The sequence below is a fragment of the Streptomyces sp. So13.3 genome (assembly GCF_005860785.2).
GTDB lineage: Bacteria > Actinomycetota > Actinomycetes > Streptomycetales > Streptomycetaceae > Actinacidiphila > Actinacidiphila fildesensis.
Genome location: NZ_CP048835.1, coordinates 7,672,944 through 7,693,510, shown reverse-complemented (window position 1 = coordinate 7,693,510; position 20,567 = coordinate 7,672,944). Strand labels below are relative to the sequence as shown.

Sequence of the window (20,567 nt, the reverse complement as noted above, 5' to 3'; positions counted from 1 at the left end):
GCATCTAACGATCAACTACTGGCGCAGGACACTAGTTCCCTGTTTTTCAATCGGAGCGGCGCGGCCAGGCACAGGTTTTCCCGAATCGTGAGGTCCGCGAAAACGCGGCGGCCTTCAGGACAGTGGGCGACACCTCTGTGGGAGCGGCGGAAGTCCGGGAGCGCGGTGATGTCGGCGGAGTCGAACCACACGGTTCCACTGGTAGGGCGCAGCTGGCCGCTGATCACCGAGGCGAGGGACGATTTTCCGGCACCGTTCGCACCGAGTACGGCCACGATCTCGCCGGCACCCGCCTGCAGGGTGACGTCGCGCAGAGCGACGATGTCGCCGTAGGCGGCGGTCACCGACCGGACGTCGAGCAGGGTTGCGACGCGCGCGTCGTCGGGGCGGCGGGCGACCGCCGAGGAGGCGACGTCTGAGGTGGTGCCGCCCCCCAGATAGACCTCGCGGACCTTCGGGTCCGCGGCGACCTGCGCCGGCGTTCCCTCGGCGATGGCCTCACCCCAGTCGATGACCAGAACACGGTCGACCAAGGAGGCGACGACTCCCTCGACATGTTCGACCAGGATCATGCTGCGCCCGGTGCTGTGGATGGTTCGGATGAGCTCGATGACATCCTCGAGGTCGCGGCCGTTCAGGCCGGCTGCGACCTCATCGAGCAGGATCAGTGCCGGGTCCGTGGACAGGGCCCGCGCGAGCTCGAGGCGCTTCAAGTCCAGCAGCCGCAGGTGCTTGGCGGCCAGATGTGCTTTGTCCGCCAGACCGCACAGTTGCAGGATGTCCTCAACTCCTAGGCGCCCGCTGCGGGGCTGTGCCCCTTTGCGGCGTGCCATGGCGCCGATGGCGATGTTCTCCCGCACCGTCAGTGCCTTGAAGGGTTGCGGTACTTGATGGGCCAGCGCGATGCCATGACGAGCGACATCGTGGGGCGCGAGGGTATCGATCCGACCGCCGTTGAAGCGCACAGAGCCTTCGTCTGGACGGTGAACTCCGCTGATCAGCTTCAGCAGGCTGCTTTTGCCCGCGCCGTTGGGACCGATCACCGCCATCGCTTCGCCCGCGGCGACGGACAGAGTCAGGGAGCGCACTGCGGTGAGTCCGCCGAAGCGCTTCGTCACGCCTTCGACCCGCAGACCACCGGTGGCTGTGTCAGGCGGCGCTGTCTGGATCACCTGGGTGTTCTGGGGCTGCACAAGGATTGCTCCGTTCTTCGAGAGGCGAGGGTGGACTTTGCCCCTGCCGAGCGAGAACAGGCCAGGGGCGGTACACGGATGCCCGAAACGACTCGGCCGGCCAAGTACGGCGCGCAGCGGCTAGTCCGTCGGAGGTTGATGGTGCGACCTCCCATCCCCCCACGTCAATGATTTCTCCATATTCGTCATGGAGAAATTTTTCGTGGCCGTAGTCTCGCGACCGGCGCGGATCGCTCTGCTAATCATCAGGGCTGGTCACATAGGTCGCAGTATCACCCCGATCGGGCGTCGTCCGAGGAAACTGATGCCGCACGAGAACGGCATGACGAATATGATGAACTCCTGGACGCATGAGTCCCGCTGCCGCAACATCGACGAAACGAGGGCCTGCTGGTCCCCTCGCGCGGGGCTCGTCCCCCGATGCCGTCTGCCGGTCCGGGCCTCATCTGTTCAGGACGGCCCTGCCACCTCGAATCTCACGTCTCAGGGCCCGGCGCACGTGCGGGCTTTTCCCGCTCTTCACGGCAGCACGTTGGGAGTACGTCATGGGATGCAACATCCACCTGAGGGCCGCGAGTGTCCTTGCAACCTTGACCGTCGTGGCCCTGCCATCGGCGTTCGGCGGATCAGATGCAGCAGGAGCGGCACGCGTCAATGGCTCCGCGGTCGTCTTGACCGACAAGGGGCTGGTGCAAGGTGCTGTCACGGAGGCCAATCGCACCTTCCTCGGCGTCCCTTACGCTGCCCCGCCTGTGGGTGAGCTGCGGTGGAGGGCTCCCGCGGCGGCGGCGCCCTGGACCGGGGTACGGGCCGCGATGACGCCGGGCAATAAGTGCGCGCAGGTCGAGGAGCTGGCAGGCAACACCCTTGAGGGGTCGGAAGACTGCCTGAACCTCAACGTCTACGAGCCTGCCGCGGTGTCGCCCGGCGGCCTTCCGGTCATGGTGTTCATCCCCGGCGGGGGCTATGTATTCGGGTCGAACACCGACATCGACCCCCGTGCGCTTGCGCAGAAGCAGAACATGATCGTCGTCACGATCAACTACCGTCTGGGAGCTCTGGGATATCTCGCCACCCCCGCCCTGGGCGCGGAGAACGCTGCGTCGTCGGGAAATTTCGGTCTGCTCGACCAGCAGGCGGCGCTTCGATGGGTACAGGCGAACATCAACCGCTTCGGTGGTGACGCCTCCCGCACCACGATCGCCGGCGAGTCCGCCGGCGGCGCCGGTGTGCTGGCGCAGGTCGTCTCCCCTACGGCTGCCGGCCTGTTTCAGCGCGCAATCGTGGAAAGCGGTGCGGGTGTGGGCTTCACGACCCAGGCCGCAGCACAAGCGCAAGGCGCCCGGTTCGCTGCTGACGTCGGCTGCACCGACCCGGCCGAGCAACTGACGTGCCTGCGTGCCACCGACGTCACGACGGTACTCACCAAGGAGCTCCTCGGCGCGCCGCCTCTCCTCTTGCCCGCAGCCATGGCGTGGTCTCCCACCGTGGGAGGGCCCGTGCTGCCCGCTTCCCCGGCTGCGGCCTTTTCCGGCGGCACCTACAACAAGGTGCCGATCCTGCAAGGGACCAACCATGACGAATGGCGGCTGTTCGCGGCCGGTGCGGTCCGGCGCGGCCAGCCTGCACTGACCGTCGACTCCTACGCGGGCCTGATGCGCCAACTCTTCGGCGCGCGGGCCGCGGAAGTGCTGGCCGTCTACCCGAGCCGCAACTACAGCTCACCCACCGCGGCCTATGCGGCTGTGGCCACGGACATCGGATTCGTCTGCCCCGCACGGACCGTCGACCGAGCCGTTGCCGGGACGGTTCCCCTCTACGCCTACGAGTTCAACGACCCGAACGCGCCGGCGCCCTTTGTACTGCCCGATTTCCCGCTCGGCGCCTATCACACCGCCGAACTGCTCTACGTGTTCCCTCGCACCGGCGATGCCCGCTTCACCTCCGAACAGGTTGACCTGTCGGATCGGATGACGCGGCTCTGGGGCAACTTCGTAGCCCACGGCAGCCCGAATCCCTCAGAGCCGACCTGGACGCCCTACACCCAGACCCGCGACGCCTTCCTGTCCCTCGCCCCCTCCAGCACCAAAATGATCAACACCTTCTCCGCCGACCATCACTGCTCCTTCTGGGCTACCGCCGGCGTTTAGCACCGGACCGTCCCCGACTCCTGCCCGCTCGTGCGGCCGTCCGTCGAAGTCGGCGGACGGCCGCAGCATCGTGCGAGTAGGTACCGTCACCGGGTCATCGTGGTGTTGTGCGCGTGAGTGAGGTGCAGTGCTTGGTCCCGGTCCCGCTGCTCCAAGGCGTCGACGAGTCCGGCATGCAGCGCGTGGCGTTCGCGAATGTACTCCTGCAACGGTTGCTCGCTGGAGGGCAGAACGCTCAAGGTGTGGGACTCGATGATGTCCAGCAGGCTGCTGTACAGGGACCGCAGCAGCGGGTTGGGACTGATTGCGGCGATGCGTGCGTGCAGGTGCCAGTTCGCGTAGACGAAGGCGCGTGCGTCCTCATCCTCGACCGCCTGCTCCATCACGTCCAGCTCTTTGCGCAGGTCAGCGATGTCCGCGGGTGACCCGTGCCATAGGGCGTCCTCTATCAACAGCGGGTCCAAGGCGTCGCGGATGCGCATGGCGTCCGCGACATCGGTCTGATCGGCGTCCAAGGCCAGGACGGAATTTCCGAGGCGGACCATGGGCGACTGCTCTGCAGCGAACAGCCCACCACCAGGTCCGGGCCTGACCGTCACCAGCCCGCGGGACTGCAGCAGGCGCAGCGCTTCGTTGAACGTCCCGACCGAGACCTGGCACAGCGTGCGCAGTTCGCCTTTGGTGCCGAGCCGGCCGCCTGGGGGCGTGCGGGTGACCAGGGCGGCGATCCGGTCGGCGGCGCTCTCGGCCCGAGGTGGGGCCGGGCGGTCGGCGTCGGCGGGCGCCAGCGGATATTGCCCGCCCGCCCCTGCTGCGGTGTCGCGGCGAGCCGGGCTCTGGCCGTGGCCGTCCACGCGCCGGGCGGGCAGTGGGCGTGGGGTGTCGTCGCGTGCGATGGCCACAGCGTCCCTTCGACAGTCTCTCTAATTCGTCATAACGATATCAGCTGAGGAGCCTTGACGTGCAGGCAAACAAGGCGCAACATCGTCGTAATCATCATGGACTTTATGCGGGTCGTGCGGTGACCGTCGCTGCGGCCTGGGAGCAGGTCTTGCGGCTCGCCAGCCGCCCGCGTCCACCGGTTCCCTGCTCGGATCCGTGCTTCTAAGGAGTTGCGCCGTGCGTATTGCCAATCTTTCCGGCCGTCTGGTGTTGCTGCACGACGGTAAGGCCGTCGATGTGGAGCGGGCCAGTGGCGGCTTGTTCGGTTCCGCCCCGCAGGCGGTGTACGAGCGGTGGCAGGACTTTCGGGACTGGGCCGCAACGGCGGATCTGCACGATGCTGCCCCCTTCGAGCAGAGCGACCTGGGCTCGCCGTCGCCGGCCCCGCGCCAGGTGCTGGCGATCGGCCTGAACTACCGCGATCATGCCGCCGAGTCAGGTTTCGCCGCTCCGAGCGGTCTGCCGCCGGTCTTCACCAAGTACGCCACGAGCATCACCGGCCCGATCACCGACGTGCGCCTGCCGCCCGGTGGCCATACCGACTGGGAGGTGGAGCTCGTCGCGGTCATCGGCCGCACCGCCCATCAGGTGGCTCAGGCCGACGCCTGGGATCACGTGGCCGGCTTGGCGGTGGGCCAGGACATCTCCGAGCGGATCATTCAGCTGGCTGGTCCCGCCCCTCAGTTCAGCCTGGGCAAGTCCTACCCTGGATTTGCACCGATCGGACCGTGCCTGGTCACTCCGGATGAGTTCGACAATCCGGATGATCTGGAATTGCGGTGCACGGTCAACGGGGAACAGGTCCAAAAGGGTCGCACCGGGGACCTGATCTTCTCCGTGTCCGCCCTGATCGCCCGCCTGTCCGCCGTCCTGCCGCTGCTGCCCGGCGACGTCATCTTCACCGGCACCCCGGCCGGCGTCGGCCTGGGACGCGACCCGCAGCGGTGGCTCGCCGAAGGCGACGAGCTGGTCAGCACCATCGAAGGCATCGGCGAGCTGCGCCAGCGCTTCACCGCCTGAGCTGCTCCGAAGGATCCTGGAAACGGAATGACCCTCGTCTCGGCCGCCTGTTCCCCGCCCGCTCATCCCGCTCTCCGGTCGCACACCGGACCGTGTCCCGCAGAGGAGCCGTCATGGCCCTGCACCGTTTGATCTCCGTCACCATGGGCGTCCCCGATGTCATGGCGGCGGCCGAGTACTACGCCGAGTTCGGTCTGCAACCCGACACGGACGGCTGGTTCACCACCCGCGACGGCGGCCGCCAACTGCGCATCATCACCGCGCCCACCCGGCGCCTGGTCGAGATCCGGATCGGGGTCGACACCCCCGACGATCTCCACGCCGCCTCCTGCCGCCTGGGCCGGCTGGGCATCGGCAGCGAGGTCACCTCCTCGACCCTGACCGCGTACGAGAAGGCCACGGGCGTGCGCGCCGTTCTCAAGGTCGCCCCGCGTCTGGTGCAAACCCCGGTACCGTCCACCCCCTACAACGGGCCCGGGCGTTTCGACCGTACCGGCGCCCGCGCACCGGGCATCCTGCGCGTGGAGCGCGTACAACCGCGCAAGCTCGGCCACGCGGTCGTCGGTACCCCGGACTTCGCTGTGACCACCGCGTTCTTCCGCGACGGCCTGGGCTTCAAGACCAGTGACCTGATCAAGGACGCCGGCGCGTTCCTGCGCTGCTCCACCGACCACCACAACCTGATGATCCTGGCCGCCCCCGTGGCGTACCTGCACCACACCTCCTGGCAGGTCGACGACATCGACGATGTCGGGCGGGGTGCCTCAGCGATGCTTCAGAACCACCCGGAGCGGCATATCTGGGGCCTGGGCCGCCATCACGCGGGCTCGAACTTCTTTTGGTACCTGAAGGACCCGGCGGGCAACTTCAGCGAGTACTACGCCGACATGGACTGCATTCCCGAGGACCACCTGTGGACACCTGAGGTCCTTGAAGGCGCGAAGGGCCTGTTCAACTGGGGTCCGCCGCCGCCCCCGTCCTTCCTGGCACCTGATGACCTTGGTGCGCTGATGACCGGCGCCCACAGCGAGAAGAGGTAGCGGCCGATGAAGACCACCCCCGCGGTGCACGACGTGGCGATTGTTGGGTTCGGGCCGGTCGGCCAGCTCCTCGCCCTGTTGCTGGGCAAAGCCGGGCACGACGTCATCGCGTTGGAGCGCTGGCCGGAGCCGTACGACCTGCCGCGCGCGGTGCACTTCGACCACGAGATCGGCCGCATCTTCCAGGCGGCTGGCGTAGGGGAGCAGGTTCGAGCTGTCACCGACCCTGTCCCGGATCACTACGAGTGGCGTAATGCGGCCGGTGAGGCACTGGTGCGTATCGACTGGTCCGGCACCGGTCCCTCGGGCTGGCCGACCGCCAACTTCTTCTCCCAGCCCCAGCTGGAATCCGTGCTGGCTTCGGCCGCCGAGAAGGTCCCGGGCGTCAGCGTTCAGCGTGACTGCGAAGTGGTGGATCTGGAGATCGCCGAGAGTCACGTCCGCCTGAGGACCGTCGGCAAAGGTGGTCCGGGGGAAGTACGCGCCCGCTACGTGATCGGGTGCGACGGGGCCAACAGCTTCGTACGTACCGGTATGGCTACCACCATCACCGACCTGGGGTTCTTCTACGACTGGTTGATCGTCGATACGATCCCGCACGAGCAGAGCACCTGGTCGCCGATGAACTGGCAACTGTGTGATCCGGCCCGCCCCACCACCGTCGTCTCCGGCGGCCCGGGCCGCCGGCGCTGGGAGTTCCTGCGGCTGCCCCATGAGAGCGTCAACGACCTCAACACTCTCGACGCCGCCTGGCGGCTGCTGGAGCCGTGGGGACGCGACCCCGGCAACACCACGATTGAACGCCATACCGTCTATACCTTTCAGGCCCGCTGGGTCGACCGATGGCGCGAGGGGCGCCTGCTGCTCGCCGGGGACGCGGCCCACCAGATGCCGCCCTTCGCCGGGCAGGGCATGTGCTCGGGTTTGCGTGACGCGATGAACCTGGCCTGGAAACTCGACCTGGTTCTGGCCGGCACCGCCGACGCGGATCTGCTCGACACCTACACCAGCGAACGCAGCGAGCACGTCCAGCACGCCATCGGCATGTCCATGGCCCTGGGTCAGGTCATCTGCGTCCTGGACCCGCAGGAGGCGACGGCACGCGACGCCCGCATGATCGCCGCCGGCGCCGAACCGCAACACGCGCTGCCCCCCACACCGCCGCCGATCCTGGGCGACGGCGTTCTGCAACGCGGCCCCGACGGCGCCCGCGCCCCGAACGTGGGCCACCTGACTCCGCAGTACCAGATCACCCACCACGCCGGCACCGCCCTCCTGGACGACATCACCGCAGGCGGCTTCACCGTCCTGACCGACGGAAACGACCCTCTGACGGCACTCGACGCCGACGACCGCAACTTCCTGACGAGCATCGGCGCGAGCATCGTGCCCTTGTACAGCGCTCATGCCCCGGCCGATGGCTATCTCGACAGCACCGACGGCTACCTGCCCCACCTGCGCGAGCACGGCCACGTCGCAGCAGTGGTCCGCCCCGACTTCTACCTCTTCGGCACAGCCGCAACCGCCGCCGGCCTCCATGACCTGATCGGTCAACTGCGCGACCAGCTGCACCACCCCGCGGCGGCCCACCACGCCACGCGCCCGGCCCTGGGTTCGCTGCAACCCGCCGACCTGTAGCCGCCCACCCCCCTGACCGCGCCACCGGTGTCCGGATCATGCCCTGGCACGGGCACCGGTGGCGTGCGCCCCGCGGCCAGCACTGAGCACATCCGAGCGGGAAGACCGAAGGACTCATGGACAAGACCTCACTGTCCGCCGCGCACGCGGTGGCCGACATCCCAGACGGCGCCTCCGTTGCCGTCGGCGGATTCGGCCTGTGCGGCATACCAGCCCAACTGATCACCGCACTGTACGAACACGGCGCCAGCGACCTGCGCGTGGTCTCCAACAACTGCGGCACCGACACCCACGGTCTGGGTGTCCTGCTCAACGCGCACCGGATTGCCCGGGTCACCGGCTCCTACGTCGGGGAGAACAAGGAGTTCGCCCGCCAGTACCTGACGGGCGAACTGGAAGTGGAACTCGTGCCGCAAGGCACGCTCGCCGAGCGCCTGCGTGCCGGCGGCTGCGGCATCCCCGCCTTCTACACCCCCGCCGGCGTCGGCACCCCGCTCGCCGACGGAGGCATCCCCTGGCGCCACCGCAGCGACGGCGACGTCGCCGTGACCTCCCCGCCGAAGGAGACCCGCACCTTCAACGACCGCCCCTACGTCCTGGAGCAGGCCATCACCTGCGACTACGCCCTGGTCCGGGCAGCCCGGGGCGACCGGCACGGCAACCTCTTCTTCGAAAAATCGGCCCGCAACTTCAATCCTCTGGCCGCCATGGCCGGCCGCATCACGATCGCGGAAGTCGAGGAATTGGTCGAACCCGGCGCTCTGGACCCGGACGCGATCCATCTGCCCGGAGTCTTCGTTCAGCACGTCGTGGCCCTGACCCCCGAGCAGGCCGCCGACAAACAGATCGAGAAAAGGACGGTGAACAGCTGATGGCCTGGAGTCGACACCAAATGGCCGCCCGGGCAGCAGCCGAACTGCACGACGGCACCTACGTGAATCTCGGGATTGGGTTGCCCACCTTGGTTCCCAACTTCATACCCGCCGACGTGCACGTGGTGCTTCAGTCGGAGAATGGCATCCTGGGCACCGGTCCCTACCCGACCGCAGAGCACATAGACCCCGACCTGATCAACGCCGGCAAGGAAACCGTCACCGTCCTGCCCGGAGCGGCGTACTTCGACTCCGCCCTGTCCTTCGGCATGATCCGCGGCGGCCACATCGACACCGCCATCCTCGGCGCCATGCAGGTCTCCACTAACGGGGACCTGGCCAACTGGATGATCCCCGGAAAAATGATCAAAGGCATGGGGGGCGCGATGGACCTCGTCCACGGAGCCCGGCGCGTCATCGTCCTGATGGAACACACCGCCAAAGACGGCAGCCCCAAAATCCTGCCCGTCTGCGATCTGCCCCTGACCGGCACCGCATGCGTCCACCGCATCATCACCGACCTCGCCGTCCTCGACATCACCCCCACCGGACTCGTCCTGATCGAAACCGCCCCCCACACGAGCATCGAACAGGTACAAGCCGCCACTGCCGCCCCGCTACGGGTCCCCGAACCACACACCGTCTGAGGTCCTGCGGCGCGCCGCGCCCACCCAGGCCGGCCGCGCCGGTAGACCACCGCTGTGCAAAACCTGCACAACTGCTGGATGCAACAGAGGGGAATCCCCCGGTGAGCACCACCCGTGACGGGCTCGTCGATGTGCACGCGCACTTCGTCACCGACCACTACGTGAGCGCGGCCAAGGCCGCCGGCCATCAACGACCCGACGGCATGCCGGCCTGGCCCACCTGGGACCCGGCCGGCCACCTCGCACTGATGGACCACAGTGGGATCCGCACCTCACTGCTGTCCGTCTCCTCACCCGGCACGCACTTCGGCGACGATCGCGCCGCCCGGGTGCTCGCCCGCCAGGTCAACGAATTCGCCGCCGACGTGGTGCGTCAACACCCCGGCCGCTTCGGCCACTTCGCCTCGCTCACGCTTCCCGACGTCGAGGGCTCCCTGACCGAACTCACGTACGCCCTGGACGTGCTCGGCAGCGACGGGGTCGCACTGGAATCCAACGCCGAAGGCCGCTACCTCGGCGACGAGCACTTCGAGCCGCTGTGGGCCGAACTCGACCGCCGAGCCGCAGTCGTCTTCGTCCACCCCACCTCCCCGCCCTGCTTCGAAGCCGTCTCGCTGGGCCGCCCGCGCCCCATGCTGGAGTTCATCTTCGACTCCACCCGCACCGTCAGCGACCTGCTCCTCGCCGGTGTCCTGCTTCGCTACCCGCACATCCAATGGCTCTTCACCCACGGCGGCGGAACCCTGCCACTCCTCGCGGACCGCATCGAACTGTTCCGTACTGTCTTCGCCGACGGAGACCCGGACGCCCCGACAGCGCAGGAACAGATCCGCCGCCTGTGGTTCGACCTGGCCGGAACCCCCTTCCCCAACCAGACCCCCGCACTCGTCCGAGCGTTCGGTACGCAGCGGCTCCTGTACGGCAGCGACTACTGCTTCACCCCCGCCACGGGAGTCGCCGCCCAGATCACCTCAATGGACACCGCCGAGCAGCCCCAGGACGACACCTGGCGCGCACTGACCACCCGCAACGCTGCACGACTGCTGCCCCGCCTCGCCTGACACCACCCCTGCCCAGCCCCGCCCACCGATCCCTGGAGAGCTCATGCCCACGCATCCACCGCACAGCGCCGACCGTCCCAAGACCGCCCTGGTCAACGTCCGGGTCTTCGACGGCCAGCGGCTCGTGGACGGGTTGACCGTCGTGATCGACGGGCCGCTGATCGGCACCGACCCGACGGGAGCGCACACCGTCGACTGCGGCGGAGCAACGCTGCTGCCCGGCCTCATCGATTCCCACGTCCACCTGCACGGCCCGAAGACGCTGGAACAACTCGCCAACTACGGCGTTACCACGGCCCTCGACATGGGCGCCTGGCCCCCCGCCCTGGTTGCGTCACTACGCAACGCCCGAGGTCTCACCGACATCCGAAGCGCTGGGGGCGCCGCCGTCGCACCGGGCAGCCACCACGCGCACATCCCCACCTTCCCCAAGGACGGGATCGTGACCGGGCCCGCGGACGCGGAGCGGTTCGTCGCCGCCCGGATCGCCGAGGGCGTCGACTACATCAAGATCATCGCGGAGAAGCCCGGACCGTCCGGCACCCTGAACCAGGCCACCCTCGAAGCCCTCACCGCCGCGGCCCGTGCCCACGGAAAGCGCAGCATCGCGCACGCGTCCTCCTTCGAGGCCATCGTCATGGCGCGGCAAGCCGGGGTGGACGTCATTACCCACGTCCCGCTCGACCGTGCCATCGACGAGGCGGAGGCGACCCAACTGGCGTCCGCAGGCACGATCGCCGTCCCGACCCTGAGCATGATGGAGCCCATCGCCAGGAACGGCGCCCCCGGCCGGGACTACGCCCAGGCCCGCGCCTCCGTGGCGGCACTTCACCAAGCGGGTGTGCCCATCCTGGCCGGCACCGACGCCAACACAGCCCCAGGCGTCCCGGCCAACGTCCCGCACGGCAGCAGCATGCACCACGAACTCGAACTCCTTGTCGATGCGGGCCTGTCGACCATCGACGCACTACGCGCCGGCACCCTGCTGCCCGCCCACTACTTCGCCCTGCACGACCGTGGCACCATCGCGCCGGGCCAACGCGCCGACCTGCTCCTCATCGACGGCGACCCGACCACGGACATCCGCGCCACCCGCCAAATCCAGCGCATCTGGTGCGCCGGCATCGAACACATCCCGACACCGGCGTAGACCTGCCCCTCAGCTGTGCTGGAAACTCCGGGCATGCACGGTGTGCGTCCACGCACCGCCAGGGCGAAGCCGTCCTTCATAAGCTCTCAACGCAGGATGTCATCCGCGCAGGCAGTGGCTTTGCGGGCCCGCATCGTGCTGGCGTGTGCCGCCCACATTCCTGGGCCGGGTTTGAAGGGTCCACCGCTGCGAAGGCAATAGTCAGCGTCTCGAAATCCAGGCTGACCTCTCTGACCCATACCGATTTTGGGGAGTCCCGACCGGTTCGAGGATCTTGGCTGCGTGCCAGTGCATCTGGACGCACAACCATGTACGGTCCCGAGCCCTGTAGGTCCGGCTCCGTTTGCCCTCCCGGGCTTCGGCAGGACCCTGCTGGAGCGGTGGTAGTCCTTGGAGCCGGCAGGCATCCTGGCGATGAGACGCATGGCCAGAGCGCCCCGGATCCGAGTGATGTTGACCGCGTATGCGCTTCCCGGCGGATCCGTCGCGTTGGGAGGGGGCTGCGGTCGGTTGAGGTCGGCCGCAGGCGGATCAGCGCCAGCCGTGCGCGGTGAACCAGTCGCCGCACCACTCCTTCCACCTTGCGACGGACGGCTGTCCCTCTGCCAGGCCCAGGCCGTGCTCGCCGTGCGGCAGCACATGCAGTTCCACCGGAACTCCCGCCCGGCGCAGTGCGCCGGTATAGCGCAGGGCGTGCTCGACGTCGACTGCTTCGTCGTCCGCGGTGTGCCAGCAGAAGACGGGCGGAGCGTCTGGATGCACCGTGTATTCCAGGGAGGCGGCGCGCCGGGCCTCGAGGGAAGCGTCTTCGCCTAGCAGTGCCTGCTGGGATCCGAGATGCGGCAGGTGGGTGAAGGACACGACGGGGTAGCAGAGCACGGCAAGATCCGGTCGCTCACCGCCCGCCGCCTCCGGACCGGTCGCGAGCCGGCCGGCCAGGTGCCCGCCGGCCGAGAATCCGAGTACCGCGACCCGCGACGGATCGGCGCCCGGCCCGGCGGCCCCGCACCGGATCGCCCGCATCGCCGCCAGCACATCCTCCAGCGCCGCGCCGCTGCCGTGCGGGTCGGTGCTGTAGGGCAGCACGCACGCGTGCAGCCCCAACCCGTTCAGCCACTTCGCCACCGGCTCTGCCTCATGCGGCGCGTGCGTGTGGTACCCGCCGCCCGGCAGCACGAGGACGACCGGAGCCTGCGCTCCCGTATCCGCAGGGTGCGACCTGCGCATCGCCCGCTCCACGTCCCCAGCCATCCGTGCAAGCCTCTCGTCACTAGCGGACACACTGCTGGAGACAAGGGTCCTTTTGCTGGTCGGGTGCCGCCGCCCCGGTTGGCGTTGGGAGGGGGCGGCGGCAGTTGGTTTAGCCGGCCCCTATGAGGCCGGCATCTGCTGCTGTGCTTTGTTGAGTGCGGACTTCACTGAGTCCGCAGTGATGTCCTTGCCGGCTGCCGCGTCGGCGAACAAGCCCTTGATCGCGGTTCCGACCAGGTTCTCGTACTGGCTTTCGTTGGCCACCTGCGGCAGGGGGGCGGCGGTGGTGCTCAGGACATCGGCCAGCGTTTTAAGGTCGGGGGTCTGGAAGGCGGGGTCGCTCTGCGCGGCCTTGACGGGGGGCAGCAGGCCGAATTTGCCGTTGAGCAGTTTCTGCTCTTCGGTGCTGGTGAGGAAGTTCACCAGTTTGACGGCCGCGTCCTTTTTCTTGCTGTTGTCGAACACCGCGAGGTTGATGCCACCGACCATCGAATTCACGGCAGCGGTGCCGGTGGCGTTGGCGGTCAGGGTCGGGATCGGCGCCGCGCCCCATTGGTCGGGGGTCATGCCGTGCGACTTGATGGACGTGGCGGCGGACTGCCACAGCATCATCGCGGCTTTGCCGGTGGCGAAGTCGCTGAGAGTCTGGTTCTGCGCGTATTCCGCGTTGCCCTTCGCAGCGATCTTGTTCTTCGCGATGAGATCCACGTACTGCTTGACCGCGGCAACGTTTTCCGGGGTCGTGAAGGTGGCCTGGCCGGACGAGTCGAACCAGCTCCCACCGTGCTGTTGGGACAGCACGAAGGTGTTGTGAATGTTCTCAGCGGGATTGCTGCCCTCCACAGCGATTCCGTAATGTTCGCCGGAGGTCAGTTTCTTGCCGTCGGCGATCAGCTCGTCCCAGGTTCTGGGCGGGGCGGTGATGCCGGCGTCGGCAAACATCTTCCTGTTGTAGAAGAGCGCGTAGGACGAGGAGTACAGCGGCACGGCGGTCGGCGGCTTGTCCGCCGCGCCTGCGGCGGCGACCGCGGCGGGGGCAAACCGGTCCTTGCCCCCGATCTTGGCGAAGGCGGCGTCGTCCCACGGCATCAGGGCCCCGGTGGCCTGCAGCGAGGCGGACCAGGTGTTGCCGATGTTGAGAACATCGGGGCCTTGGCCGGAGGTAGTCGCGGCCAGGATGCGGCTGAGCAGGTCGGTCCAGCCGATCACCTCCAGCTTGACCTTGATGCCGGTCTGCTGGGTGAACTTGTCCAGCTCGGGAGTGAGGACTTGCTTGTCGTGGTCGAGACTGGTGCCCTGGTTGCTGGCCCAGTACGTGATGGTGGTCCCCTTGCCACTGCCGGCGCCGCTCTTGCCGCTACTGCTGCCGTCGGAGCTGCCGCCGCACGCCGTGGCGGTCAGGCTGAGCGCGGCCACGAGGGCGGTGGCCGCGAGGAGTCTGTTGGAGGTGCGCATAACGGGATGCCTCTCACGGGTGGATTACTCCAGGAGGAAGAATCCGTGTCTTAATTCAGAGCATGATTTAACGCGTGAGAGAAGGGTGCGTCAAGGCTTTTGGCTCGCAGTGGGCGCCTGCACTGTAGGATTTTTTTGGAGAGCGCTCTCATTTACTTAATGGCATAAGTGATCCGTCATAAACTTTATGCGGGAGGCCGTGCCTCGCATTGCCACGTGAGTGACGTAAATTGCTATGGTTCTCCATATGGGGAGCAGCGGAACCCTCCGAATCAATCTCCTCGGACTGGGACGTAGCTTTTCTGGTGGTCCGGTGCTCGTCGGCGTGGCACTGAGGCCTGGTGAGCTGGCTCTCGGTGGTGTCCCTGGCCCTCCGGTCTCGGAGGGCCAGGGGCACCGGATCGCAGCTGCTCCCTCCACAGCTGCGACCCGGTCCGCGCGTCACGATCAAAGTGCCGGCAACCGCTCAGCTGTAAAGGCGGACGTCGGCCAGGCTCCACCAGTTGCCGGCCGTACCGGTCTGGGTGATACGCAGGTAGCGGGCGGTGGTGGTGCGGTGGAGGTCGACGGTGGTGAGCTGGCCGATACCGGCGCCCTGTGCAGCGCTCTGCCAGTGGGTGCCGTCGCTACTGATGGACAGCTGCCAGCCGCGGGCGAAGTCGCCGAGGTTGTCGCCGGTATCGATCGCGACGGTGCGGAAGGACGTGCGGCGGCCGAGGTCGACCTGCACGAACTGGCCGGGTTCCTGGGCGGTGGCGCTGCTCCAGCGGGTGCTGCCGTCGTCGTCGGTAAGTGTCTCGGCCGGATCCTGCCCAGTGATCGAGGAGGTTGCGGTGGCTCCACTGAGATCGACCTGGTGTCGGGTGACGTGCAGCTGTCCGGAGGCGGGCCACGTGAAGGTGGCCAGTGCGCCCCCGGGCAGGGTGTAGTCGAAGGACTTGTCACCGACGGCGACGGTGAAGGAGCGCGGGTCGTCGTTTTCGTTGTGGACGACGAGGGCGGTGGAGCCGTCGGGGTTGGTGAAGGCGACATCGGTGAGCTGACCGTTCCAGCCGGTGGTGCCGTAGTTGGTGCTGGCGACGCGTACGGCGCCGGGCTTCACGAACTTCGACAGGTGACCGATGGTGGAGAACTCGGCGTTCGTAGTGACGGTGTGGTCGGCGTTGACGGTAAGCAGCGCCGTGCAGGTGTCGCACCCGCCGTTGTGCGGGCCGCCCTTGGCGTCCAGGGCGAGGTTCCAGTCGGCGACGGATTTGGCCCAATTACGGGTGGTACCGACGGTGATGGTGCGGGCGTGCCAGGTGAGGGTACCGCGGAAGATCTGTGCGGGGGTGTCGGTGGCGCCGTGCGAGCCGGAGCACTCGGTGAACCAGATGCCCTTGTCGGGGTGCGCGTCGTGCAGCGCGCTCTGCGCGCTGGGGTCGCCGGAGTAGCAGTGGTAGGCGGTGCCCGCGATCCACTTCGCCGCCGGGCCGTCGAGGATCTGGTAGGGGTAGTCGGTCTGCGGGTCCTCGCCGAGCTGGCCGGCGGTGGCGATGTCGTCGGGGTGAGTGGTCCAGTTGTGGTCGTAGGCCAGGATCTTGGTGCGCGGGCTGGCGTGATGCAGCAGCGGGCCGAGCGCCTCGATGACCTTGGCCTCCTGCTCCACGGGCAGGTCGGTGCCGGGGTAGGCGTGGGGTGTGCGGTTCTGGGGCTCGTTCTGCACGGTCAGGTAGTCGACGGGTACGCCGGCCGAGGCGTACGCCTGGACGAATTTCACCAGGTAGCGGGCGTACGCCTGGTACACGGCCGGGTCGTCCTTGAGGTGGCCACCGACGAGGGATCCGGAGTCCTTCATCCACGCCGGGGGGCTCCACGGGGTGGCCATGACGGTGAGCTGCGGGTTCAGCCGCTTGGCCTGGCGCAGCAGGGGGAGGATCTGCTGCTGGTCGTGGGCGATGCTGAAGCGGCGCAAGCTGAAGTCGGTCTGCCCGGCGGGGACGTCGTCGTAGGTGTAGTGCGTGGGGGTGGCGGTGAAATCGGAGGAGCCGACGGGCTGGCGCAGGAAGCTCACTCCGATACCCGACGTGGGGTCGAACAGCTGCCGCATCGCCGCATCGCGGGTAGCGGAGGGGAGTGCCCCGAGCACCGCCGCGGAGGAGTCGGTGAGTGCACCGCCGAAGCCGTCCATCTGCTGGAAGTGCTGCGTCGGGTCCACCGTGATGGTCGTCAGATCCGACCCGCCCGGGTGGAAGGCCACCGGCGCCTGCCGCTGCAGCTGCGCGGATTCGTCTGCCGTGGTCAGCCACACCTGTGCCTGCGGCGCTGTGGGCTGTGGATGACCGGGGTGTGCTCCGTGTCCGTGCGGCGCGGCGGTCGCGGGCAAGGAGGTCAGGCAGAGTGCGGCGGCGGTGAGGGCCGCCGCGCCCAGGGCGCGTCTCATGGCGGTTCTCCTAGCTGGCGAGACGGTGTGGATAGAAGCGAAGCGGCCCATGTGACCGGAGCCCTGGTGAACACCGTCCTGGGCTCCGAACCTGCGGGAGATGAAGAAGCAAGCCTGAAACAGAATGAAACAGAATAGAAACAACTCGGCGTGCCACAGCAAAGCCCGGCGACGTTCTCACTGTCAAGGCCTATGGACGCATGTCCTAGACCGGCTGCGTGTAACGAATTGATGTAACAAATGGGCAGGCCTGTGAAGTCCCTGTTCCCGGTGCGTACGATCGCAGCCGAGGCGGGTGTCTTTATTGCGATGGTGTCGCGGTGATGAGCGGTAGCCCGGACGTCGCGCCAGGATCCCGGGGGCGGGTGCTCGCTGCAGCCAAGCGGCTGGGGCGCAGCCCCGCCGGCACGAGGTGCTGACGGGGTCGTGCTGGCGCGATGCCAGTACGCGCCGACTGGCTACCTCGGGGCGATTGTCGCCGGGCATGTCTCGGCGCCGGCCGACGTGGAGGACCTGCACTGCCCGGAGCTGCTGCACAGGATCGATCCGAACGCGGACTGAGGTTAGGACGCGGCGCGTGCACTGCTCCGGCCCGCCGAAGCCGACGGCACTCGTTGCGTTCAACGACGAGGCGGCGGTCGTGGCGTACGAGCGGGCTGCGGGCGCCGGAGGGCCTGTCCGTAACCGGCTTCGACGACACCGACTCCAGCCGTTCCACGGTGCCGAGGCTGACGACGGTGCGTCAGCTCCTGGAGGAAGTGGGCCGGCTCGCGGTGTCTCTGCTGGTGCGGCTGCTGGAACGGCGGGCCGATGCTCCGCTGCAAGTGAGCTTGCTACCCACCCGCTGGTTCGTGACGCAACCGGACCGGTGCGCTGACCACTGACAATGACAGTCTTCGCTTGATGAAGTGAAGATCCAATTGCCCAAGCGCCGTGGGCCCGGCTGAAATTTTCGGTTCCCGGCCCCTTGACCCGAGCTTTGAGCTGCCCCACAGTCTGGTTACTGAAGGCAACACGGCATCAGCTCCACCGTTGCCAACAACCTTTGAACACAGGGTTGTTGGCACACCGTCCTGGTGACTCCGCAGCACGACGACGCGTGGCTGCTTAGACAGTCAGCGTCTGCATGGCCGCTTCGCTTCGGCCTCCCCGCCAACGCGAGCAGGCTCCGCGCCATAGGGCACCGCCCTGTCGCGGAAGCAGTCGTGCGCGGCGTCCTCGCGGGCAGCCGGCTATGTCCGGACCGTCCCGCTGCCTGCGCCTGCCGGTTTCCTCCGCCCTCTCCTCCCCATGGCCACTCGCCGGTCCGCCCTTCCTGTCCGGACCGTCTAGGCGGCGGTCTTGCCGTGCCTTCCACCGTGCAGCGCGCGTTTCCCCACCCACCCTCACCCAGGAGTTTCGATGCACCCGCAGCACCAACGGCACCGCCATGCCCTTTCCTGGCGCCGCAAACTGATCGCCCTGGCCACCGGCACCGCCTCGCTCGCCGCCCTCGGCCTGACGGCCGGGCTCGCGCCGAGCGCCCAGGCGGCCAGCGGTCCAACCATCTCCGCGTGGATCACCACGCCGGACCGCGCCAACCTGCTCACCCCAGGTCAGACGACAACCCTGGGCACGGGAACCTCGCAGTCCAACACGATCACCGTCGACCCCTCCCAGACCTATCAGAGCGTCGACGGGTTCGGCGCGTCCATCACCGACGCGTCCGCCACGCTGCTCTCCGCGCTCCCCTCAAGCCAGCGCGACTCGGTGATGGCGTCGATCTTCAGCCCCAGCTCCGGCATCGGCATGAGCATGCTGCGCCAGCCGCTGGGTGCCTCCGACTTCGTCAACGGCCCGTTCTACACCTACGACGACATGCCCGCCGGGCAGACCGATCCCACCCTCGCCCACTTCTCCATCGCGCACGACCAGGCCCAGATCATCCCCCTGCTCAAGCAGGCGATCAGCCTCAACCCGAAGCTCAAGGTCGTCGTCGCCCCGTGGGGGGCGCCGGCGTGGATGAAGGACAGCAACTCCATCGTGGGCGGCCACATCCTGCCGCAGTACTACCAGGCATACGCCACGTACCTGTTCAAGAGTGTCCAGGCCTACGAGGCCGCCGGCGTGCCGGTCTACGCGATGAGCGTGGAGAACGAACCCCAGAACCGCATCCCCCTCGGGTACCCCGCGACCAACGTCCCCGTCGCGGCCGAGACCGCCATCATCAACAGCCTCGGCCCGCAGCTCCAGGCAGGCGGACTCGGCAACGTCAAGATCATGGCGTTCGACCACAACTGGGCCGAACACCCCAACGACACCGCCGCCGCGGTCAAGCTGGGCGAAGCTCCCGAGCTGAACTACGCCAGCGACATCCTCAACAGCTCCGCCGCCCCGTACATCGCTGGTGCCGCGTTCCACTGCTACTACGGTGACGCCGGCGCGCAGACCGCGATCCACAACCAGTTCCCGAACAAGGACGTCTGGTTCACCGAGTGCTCCGGCAGCCACGACGCCGGACAGCCGCTGTCCCAGTACTTCGCCGACACCCTGAACTGGCAGGCGAACAACGTCACCATTCCGGCCATGCAGAACTGGTCGAAGTCGGTGCTGCTGTGGAACCTGGCCCTGGACTCCAACGGCAGCCCCCACAACGAGGGTTGCGGCACCTGCACCGGCACCATCGCCATCGACGGCACCAACGTCACCTACAACGCCGAGTACTACCTCACCGGCCACCTGAGCAAGTTCGTCCAGCCCGGCGCCGTCCACATCGGCTCCAACAACGCTGGTGACCTGCACAACGTCGCCTTCAAGAACCCCGACGGCACCATCGCCCTCGTGGTCAACAACATCGGCGGTGGCACCCAGAGCTTCGGCATCTCCGCCGGCGGCCAGAGCGCCAACTACGCCGTGCCCGCACACGCACTGGCCACCTTCACCTGGACCCCCGGAGGTGGTGGCGGTGGTGACACCGTTGCGCCGTCGGCTCCCTCGAACCTCACCGCGAGCGGCACCACAGCCTCCTCCACCACACTGTCCTGGGGTGCCTCGACGGACAACGTCGGAGTGACTGGCTACCAGGTCTTCCGCGGTTCGGCCCAGGTCGGCACGGTGTCCGGTACCTCCTACACCGACACCGGTCTGAACTCCTCCACGTCGTACGACTACACGGTCAAGGCCACTGACGCTGCCGGAAATGTGTCCGCGGCGTCGAACAAGGCGACGGTCACCACTACGGCCGGAAACAACGGTGGTCCGATCGATTCGTCGAAGTGGTACACGGTCAAGAACACCAACAGCGGCAAGTGCGTGGATGACGCGGACGGCTCCACCGGCAACGGTGCCGCCGTCCAGCAGTGGGCGTGCCAGCCCGGGAATGCCAACCAGCAGTGGCAGTTCCAGACCACCGACAGCGGCTACTACAAGGTGATCGGCCGCAAATCCGCTACCGCTGCCTGGGACGTCTCAGGCGGACCGGGCGCCGGCAACGGGTCGAAGATCCAGCTGTGGGCCTACGGGGCCGGCAACAACCAGCAGTGGAAGGCCGTCGCGGGCTCCAACGGCACCTACACCTTCACCCCGCGCAGCAACAACAGCGAGTGCCTGGACGTCACCGACGTCTCCACCTCCGACGGCGCCCGCCTCCAGCAATGGACCTGCACCGGCGGACCCGCCCAAAACTTCACCCTCACCGCACAGCAGTGAGCACCGGGTGGGCCGCCCGCCAATCGGGCGGCCCACCCT

16 protein-coding genes are annotated in these 20,567 nt (G+C 67.7%); 11 read left to right on the top strand and 5 right to left on the bottom strand.

The window, feature by feature from the left end; all coding sequences use genetic code 11:
• Window positions 1-11 precede the first annotated feature (11 nt).
• Entirely contained in the window at window positions 12-1,193 is a 1,182-nt protein-coding gene (locus C8250_RS34440; protein WP_138353694.1) for an ATP-binding cassette domain-containing protein, read from the bottom strand.
• 545 nt (window positions 1,194-1,738) lie between these two features.
• On the opposite strand from C8250_RS34440, the gene C8250_RS34435 reads away from it, so the two are divergent.
• Window positions 1,739-3,343, top strand: a complete 1,605-nt coding sequence (locus C8250_RS34435) for a carboxylesterase family protein (protein WP_187145093.1) — start codon at window positions 1,739-1,741, stop codon at window positions 3,341-3,343.
• An 86-nt stretch (window positions 3,344-3,429) separates the two neighbouring features.
• Here the strand turns inward: C8250_RS34435 and C8250_RS34430 are convergent, their stop codons facing one another.
• Window positions 3,430-4,245, bottom strand: a complete 816-nt coding sequence (locus C8250_RS34430; protein WP_244809538.1) for an FCD domain-containing protein — start codon at window positions 4,243-4,245, stop codon at window positions 3,430-3,432.
• A gap of 217 nt (window positions 4,246-4,462) precedes the next feature.
• Here C8250_RS34430 and C8250_RS34425 point away from each other — a divergent pair, with 217 nt between their 5' ends.
• The 7 genes from C8250_RS34425 to C8250_RS34395 all read left to right on the top strand — a co-directional run bounded on the left by C8250_RS34425 (window position 4,463) and on the right by C8250_RS34395 (window position 11,713).
• The gene (locus tag C8250_RS34425; RefSeq protein WP_138353692.1) at window positions 4,463-5,305 is read left to right on the top strand and encodes a fumarylacetoacetate hydrolase family protein; all 843 of its coding nucleotides are present in this window, start codon (window positions 4,463-4,465) and stop codon (window positions 5,303-5,305) included.
• 113 nt (window positions 5,306-5,418) lie between these two features.
• The gene (locus tag C8250_RS34420; protein ID WP_138353691.1) at window positions 5,419-6,345 is read left to right on the top strand and encodes a VOC family protein; all 927 of its coding nucleotides are present in this window, start codon (window positions 5,419-5,421) and stop codon (window positions 6,343-6,345) included.
• Between the two features lie 6 nt (window positions 6,346-6,351).
• A complete protein-coding gene (locus C8250_RS34415) occupies window positions 6,352-7,983 on the top strand; it encodes a bifunctional 3-(3-hydroxy-phenyl)propionate/3-hydroxycinnamic acid hydroxylase (protein ID WP_138353690.1) in 1,632 nt (543 codons plus the stop codon).
• A gap of 116 nt (window positions 7,984-8,099) precedes the next feature.
• Window positions 8,100-8,855, top strand: coding sequence for a CoA transferase subunit A (locus tag C8250_RS34410; RefSeq protein WP_138353689.1), 756 nt, complete (start codon window positions 8,100-8,102; stop codon window positions 8,853-8,855).
• Complete coding sequence (locus C8250_RS34405; protein WP_138353688.1) at window positions 8,855-9,502, top strand: CoA transferase subunit B; 648 nt, start codon at window positions 8,855-8,857, stop codon at window positions 9,500-9,502. The genes C8250_RS34410 and C8250_RS34405 overlap by 1 nt, the downstream gene beginning before the upstream one ends.
• Window positions 9,503-9,603: 101 nt before the next feature.
• On the top strand, window positions 9,604-10,563 hold the full coding sequence (locus C8250_RS34400; RefSeq protein WP_138353687.1) for an amidohydrolase family protein: 960 nt from the start codon (window positions 9,604-9,606) through the stop codon (window positions 10,561-10,563).
• Window positions 10,564-10,606: 43 nt separating this feature from the next.
• Window positions 10,607-11,713: an amidohydrolase family protein gene (locus tag C8250_RS34395; RefSeq protein WP_138353686.1), complete on the top strand. Its 1,107-nt coding sequence runs from the start codon at window positions 10,607-10,609 to the stop codon at window positions 11,711-11,713.
• 531 nt (window positions 11,714-12,244) lie between these two features.
• Here C8250_RS34395 and C8250_RS34390 read toward each other — a convergent pair.
• The 3 genes from C8250_RS34390 to C8250_RS34380 all read right to left on the bottom strand — a co-directional run bounded on the left by C8250_RS34390 (window position 12,245) and on the right by C8250_RS34380 (window position 16,841).
• Window positions 12,245-12,964 carry an alpha/beta hydrolase gene (locus tag C8250_RS34390; protein WP_138353685.1) on the bottom strand — a complete coding sequence of 240 codons (720 nt, stop codon included), beginning with the start codon at window positions 12,962-12,964 and terminating at the stop codon, window positions 12,245-12,247.
• A 120-nt stretch (window positions 12,965-13,084) separates the two neighbouring features.
• Window positions 13,085-14,419, bottom strand: a complete 1,335-nt coding sequence (locus tag C8250_RS34385) for a sugar ABC transporter substrate-binding protein (protein ID WP_138353684.1) — start codon at window positions 14,417-14,419, stop codon at window positions 13,085-13,087.
• Between the two features lie 466 nt (window positions 14,420-14,885).
• Complete coding sequence (locus C8250_RS34380) at window positions 14,886-16,841, bottom strand: discoidin domain-containing protein (protein WP_138353683.1); 1,956 nt, start codon at window positions 16,839-16,841, stop codon at window positions 14,886-14,888.
• A 426-nt stretch (window positions 16,842-17,267) separates the two neighbouring features.
• On the opposite strand from C8250_RS34380, the gene C8250_RS44540 reads away from it, so the two are divergent.
• From C8250_RS44540 to C8250_RS34370, 3 genes are all read left to right on the top strand, one after another.
• Window positions 17,268-17,402, top strand: coding sequence for a hypothetical protein (locus C8250_RS44540; protein WP_274599409.1), 135 nt, complete (start codon window positions 17,268-17,270; stop codon window positions 17,400-17,402).
• A gap of 53 nt (window positions 17,403-17,455) precedes the next feature.
• Entirely contained in the window at window positions 17,456-17,725 is a 270-nt protein-coding gene (locus C8250_RS43920) for a substrate-binding domain-containing protein (protein WP_244809536.1), read from the top strand.
• Window positions 17,726-18,242: 517 nt separating this feature from the next.
• Entirely contained in the window at window positions 18,243-20,528 is a 2,286-nt protein-coding gene (locus C8250_RS34370; protein WP_138353682.1) for an RICIN domain-containing protein, read from the top strand.
• Window positions 20,529-20,567: the final 39 nt, after the last annotated feature.

Bases quoted from the DNA above. Each gene is read 5' to 3' on its own strand.
- C8250_RS34435 (WP_187145093.1), top strand. From the start codon at position 1,739: ATGGGATGCAACATCCACCTGAGGGCCGCGAGTGTCCTTGCAACCTTG.
- C8250_RS34420 (WP_138353691.1), top strand. From the start codon at position 5,419: ATGGCCCTGCACCGTTTGATCTCCGTCACCATGGGCGTCCCCGATGTC.
- C8250_RS34415 (WP_138353690.1), top strand. From the start codon at position 6,352: ATGAAGACCACCCCCGCGGTGCACGACGTGGCGATTGTTGGGTTCGGG.
- C8250_RS34410 (WP_138353689.1), top strand. From the start codon at position 8,100: ATGGACAAGACCTCACTGTCCGCCGCGCACGCGGTGGCCGACATCCCA.
- C8250_RS34405 (WP_138353688.1), top strand. From the start codon at position 8,855: ATGGCCTGGAGTCGACACCAAATGGCCGCCCGGGCAGCAGCCGAACTG.
- C8250_RS34395 (WP_138353686.1), top strand. From the start codon at position 10,607: ATGCCCACGCATCCACCGCACAGCGCCGACCGTCCCAAGACCGCCCTG.
- C8250_RS34390 (WP_138353685.1), bottom strand. From the start codon at position 12,964: ATGGCTGGGGACGTGGAGCGGGCGATGCGCAGGTCGCACCCTGCGGAT.
- C8250_RS34385 (WP_138353684.1), bottom strand. From the start codon at position 14,419: ATGCGCACCTCCAACAGACTCCTCGCGGCCACCGCCCTCGTGGCCGCG.
- C8250_RS34380 (WP_138353683.1), bottom strand. From the start codon at position 16,841: ATGAGACGCGCCCTGGGCGCGGCGGCCCTCACCGCCGCCGCACTCTGC.
- C8250_RS34370 (WP_138353682.1), top strand. From the start codon at position 18,243: ATGCACCCGCAGCACCAACGGCACCGCCATGCCCTTTCCTGGCGCCGC.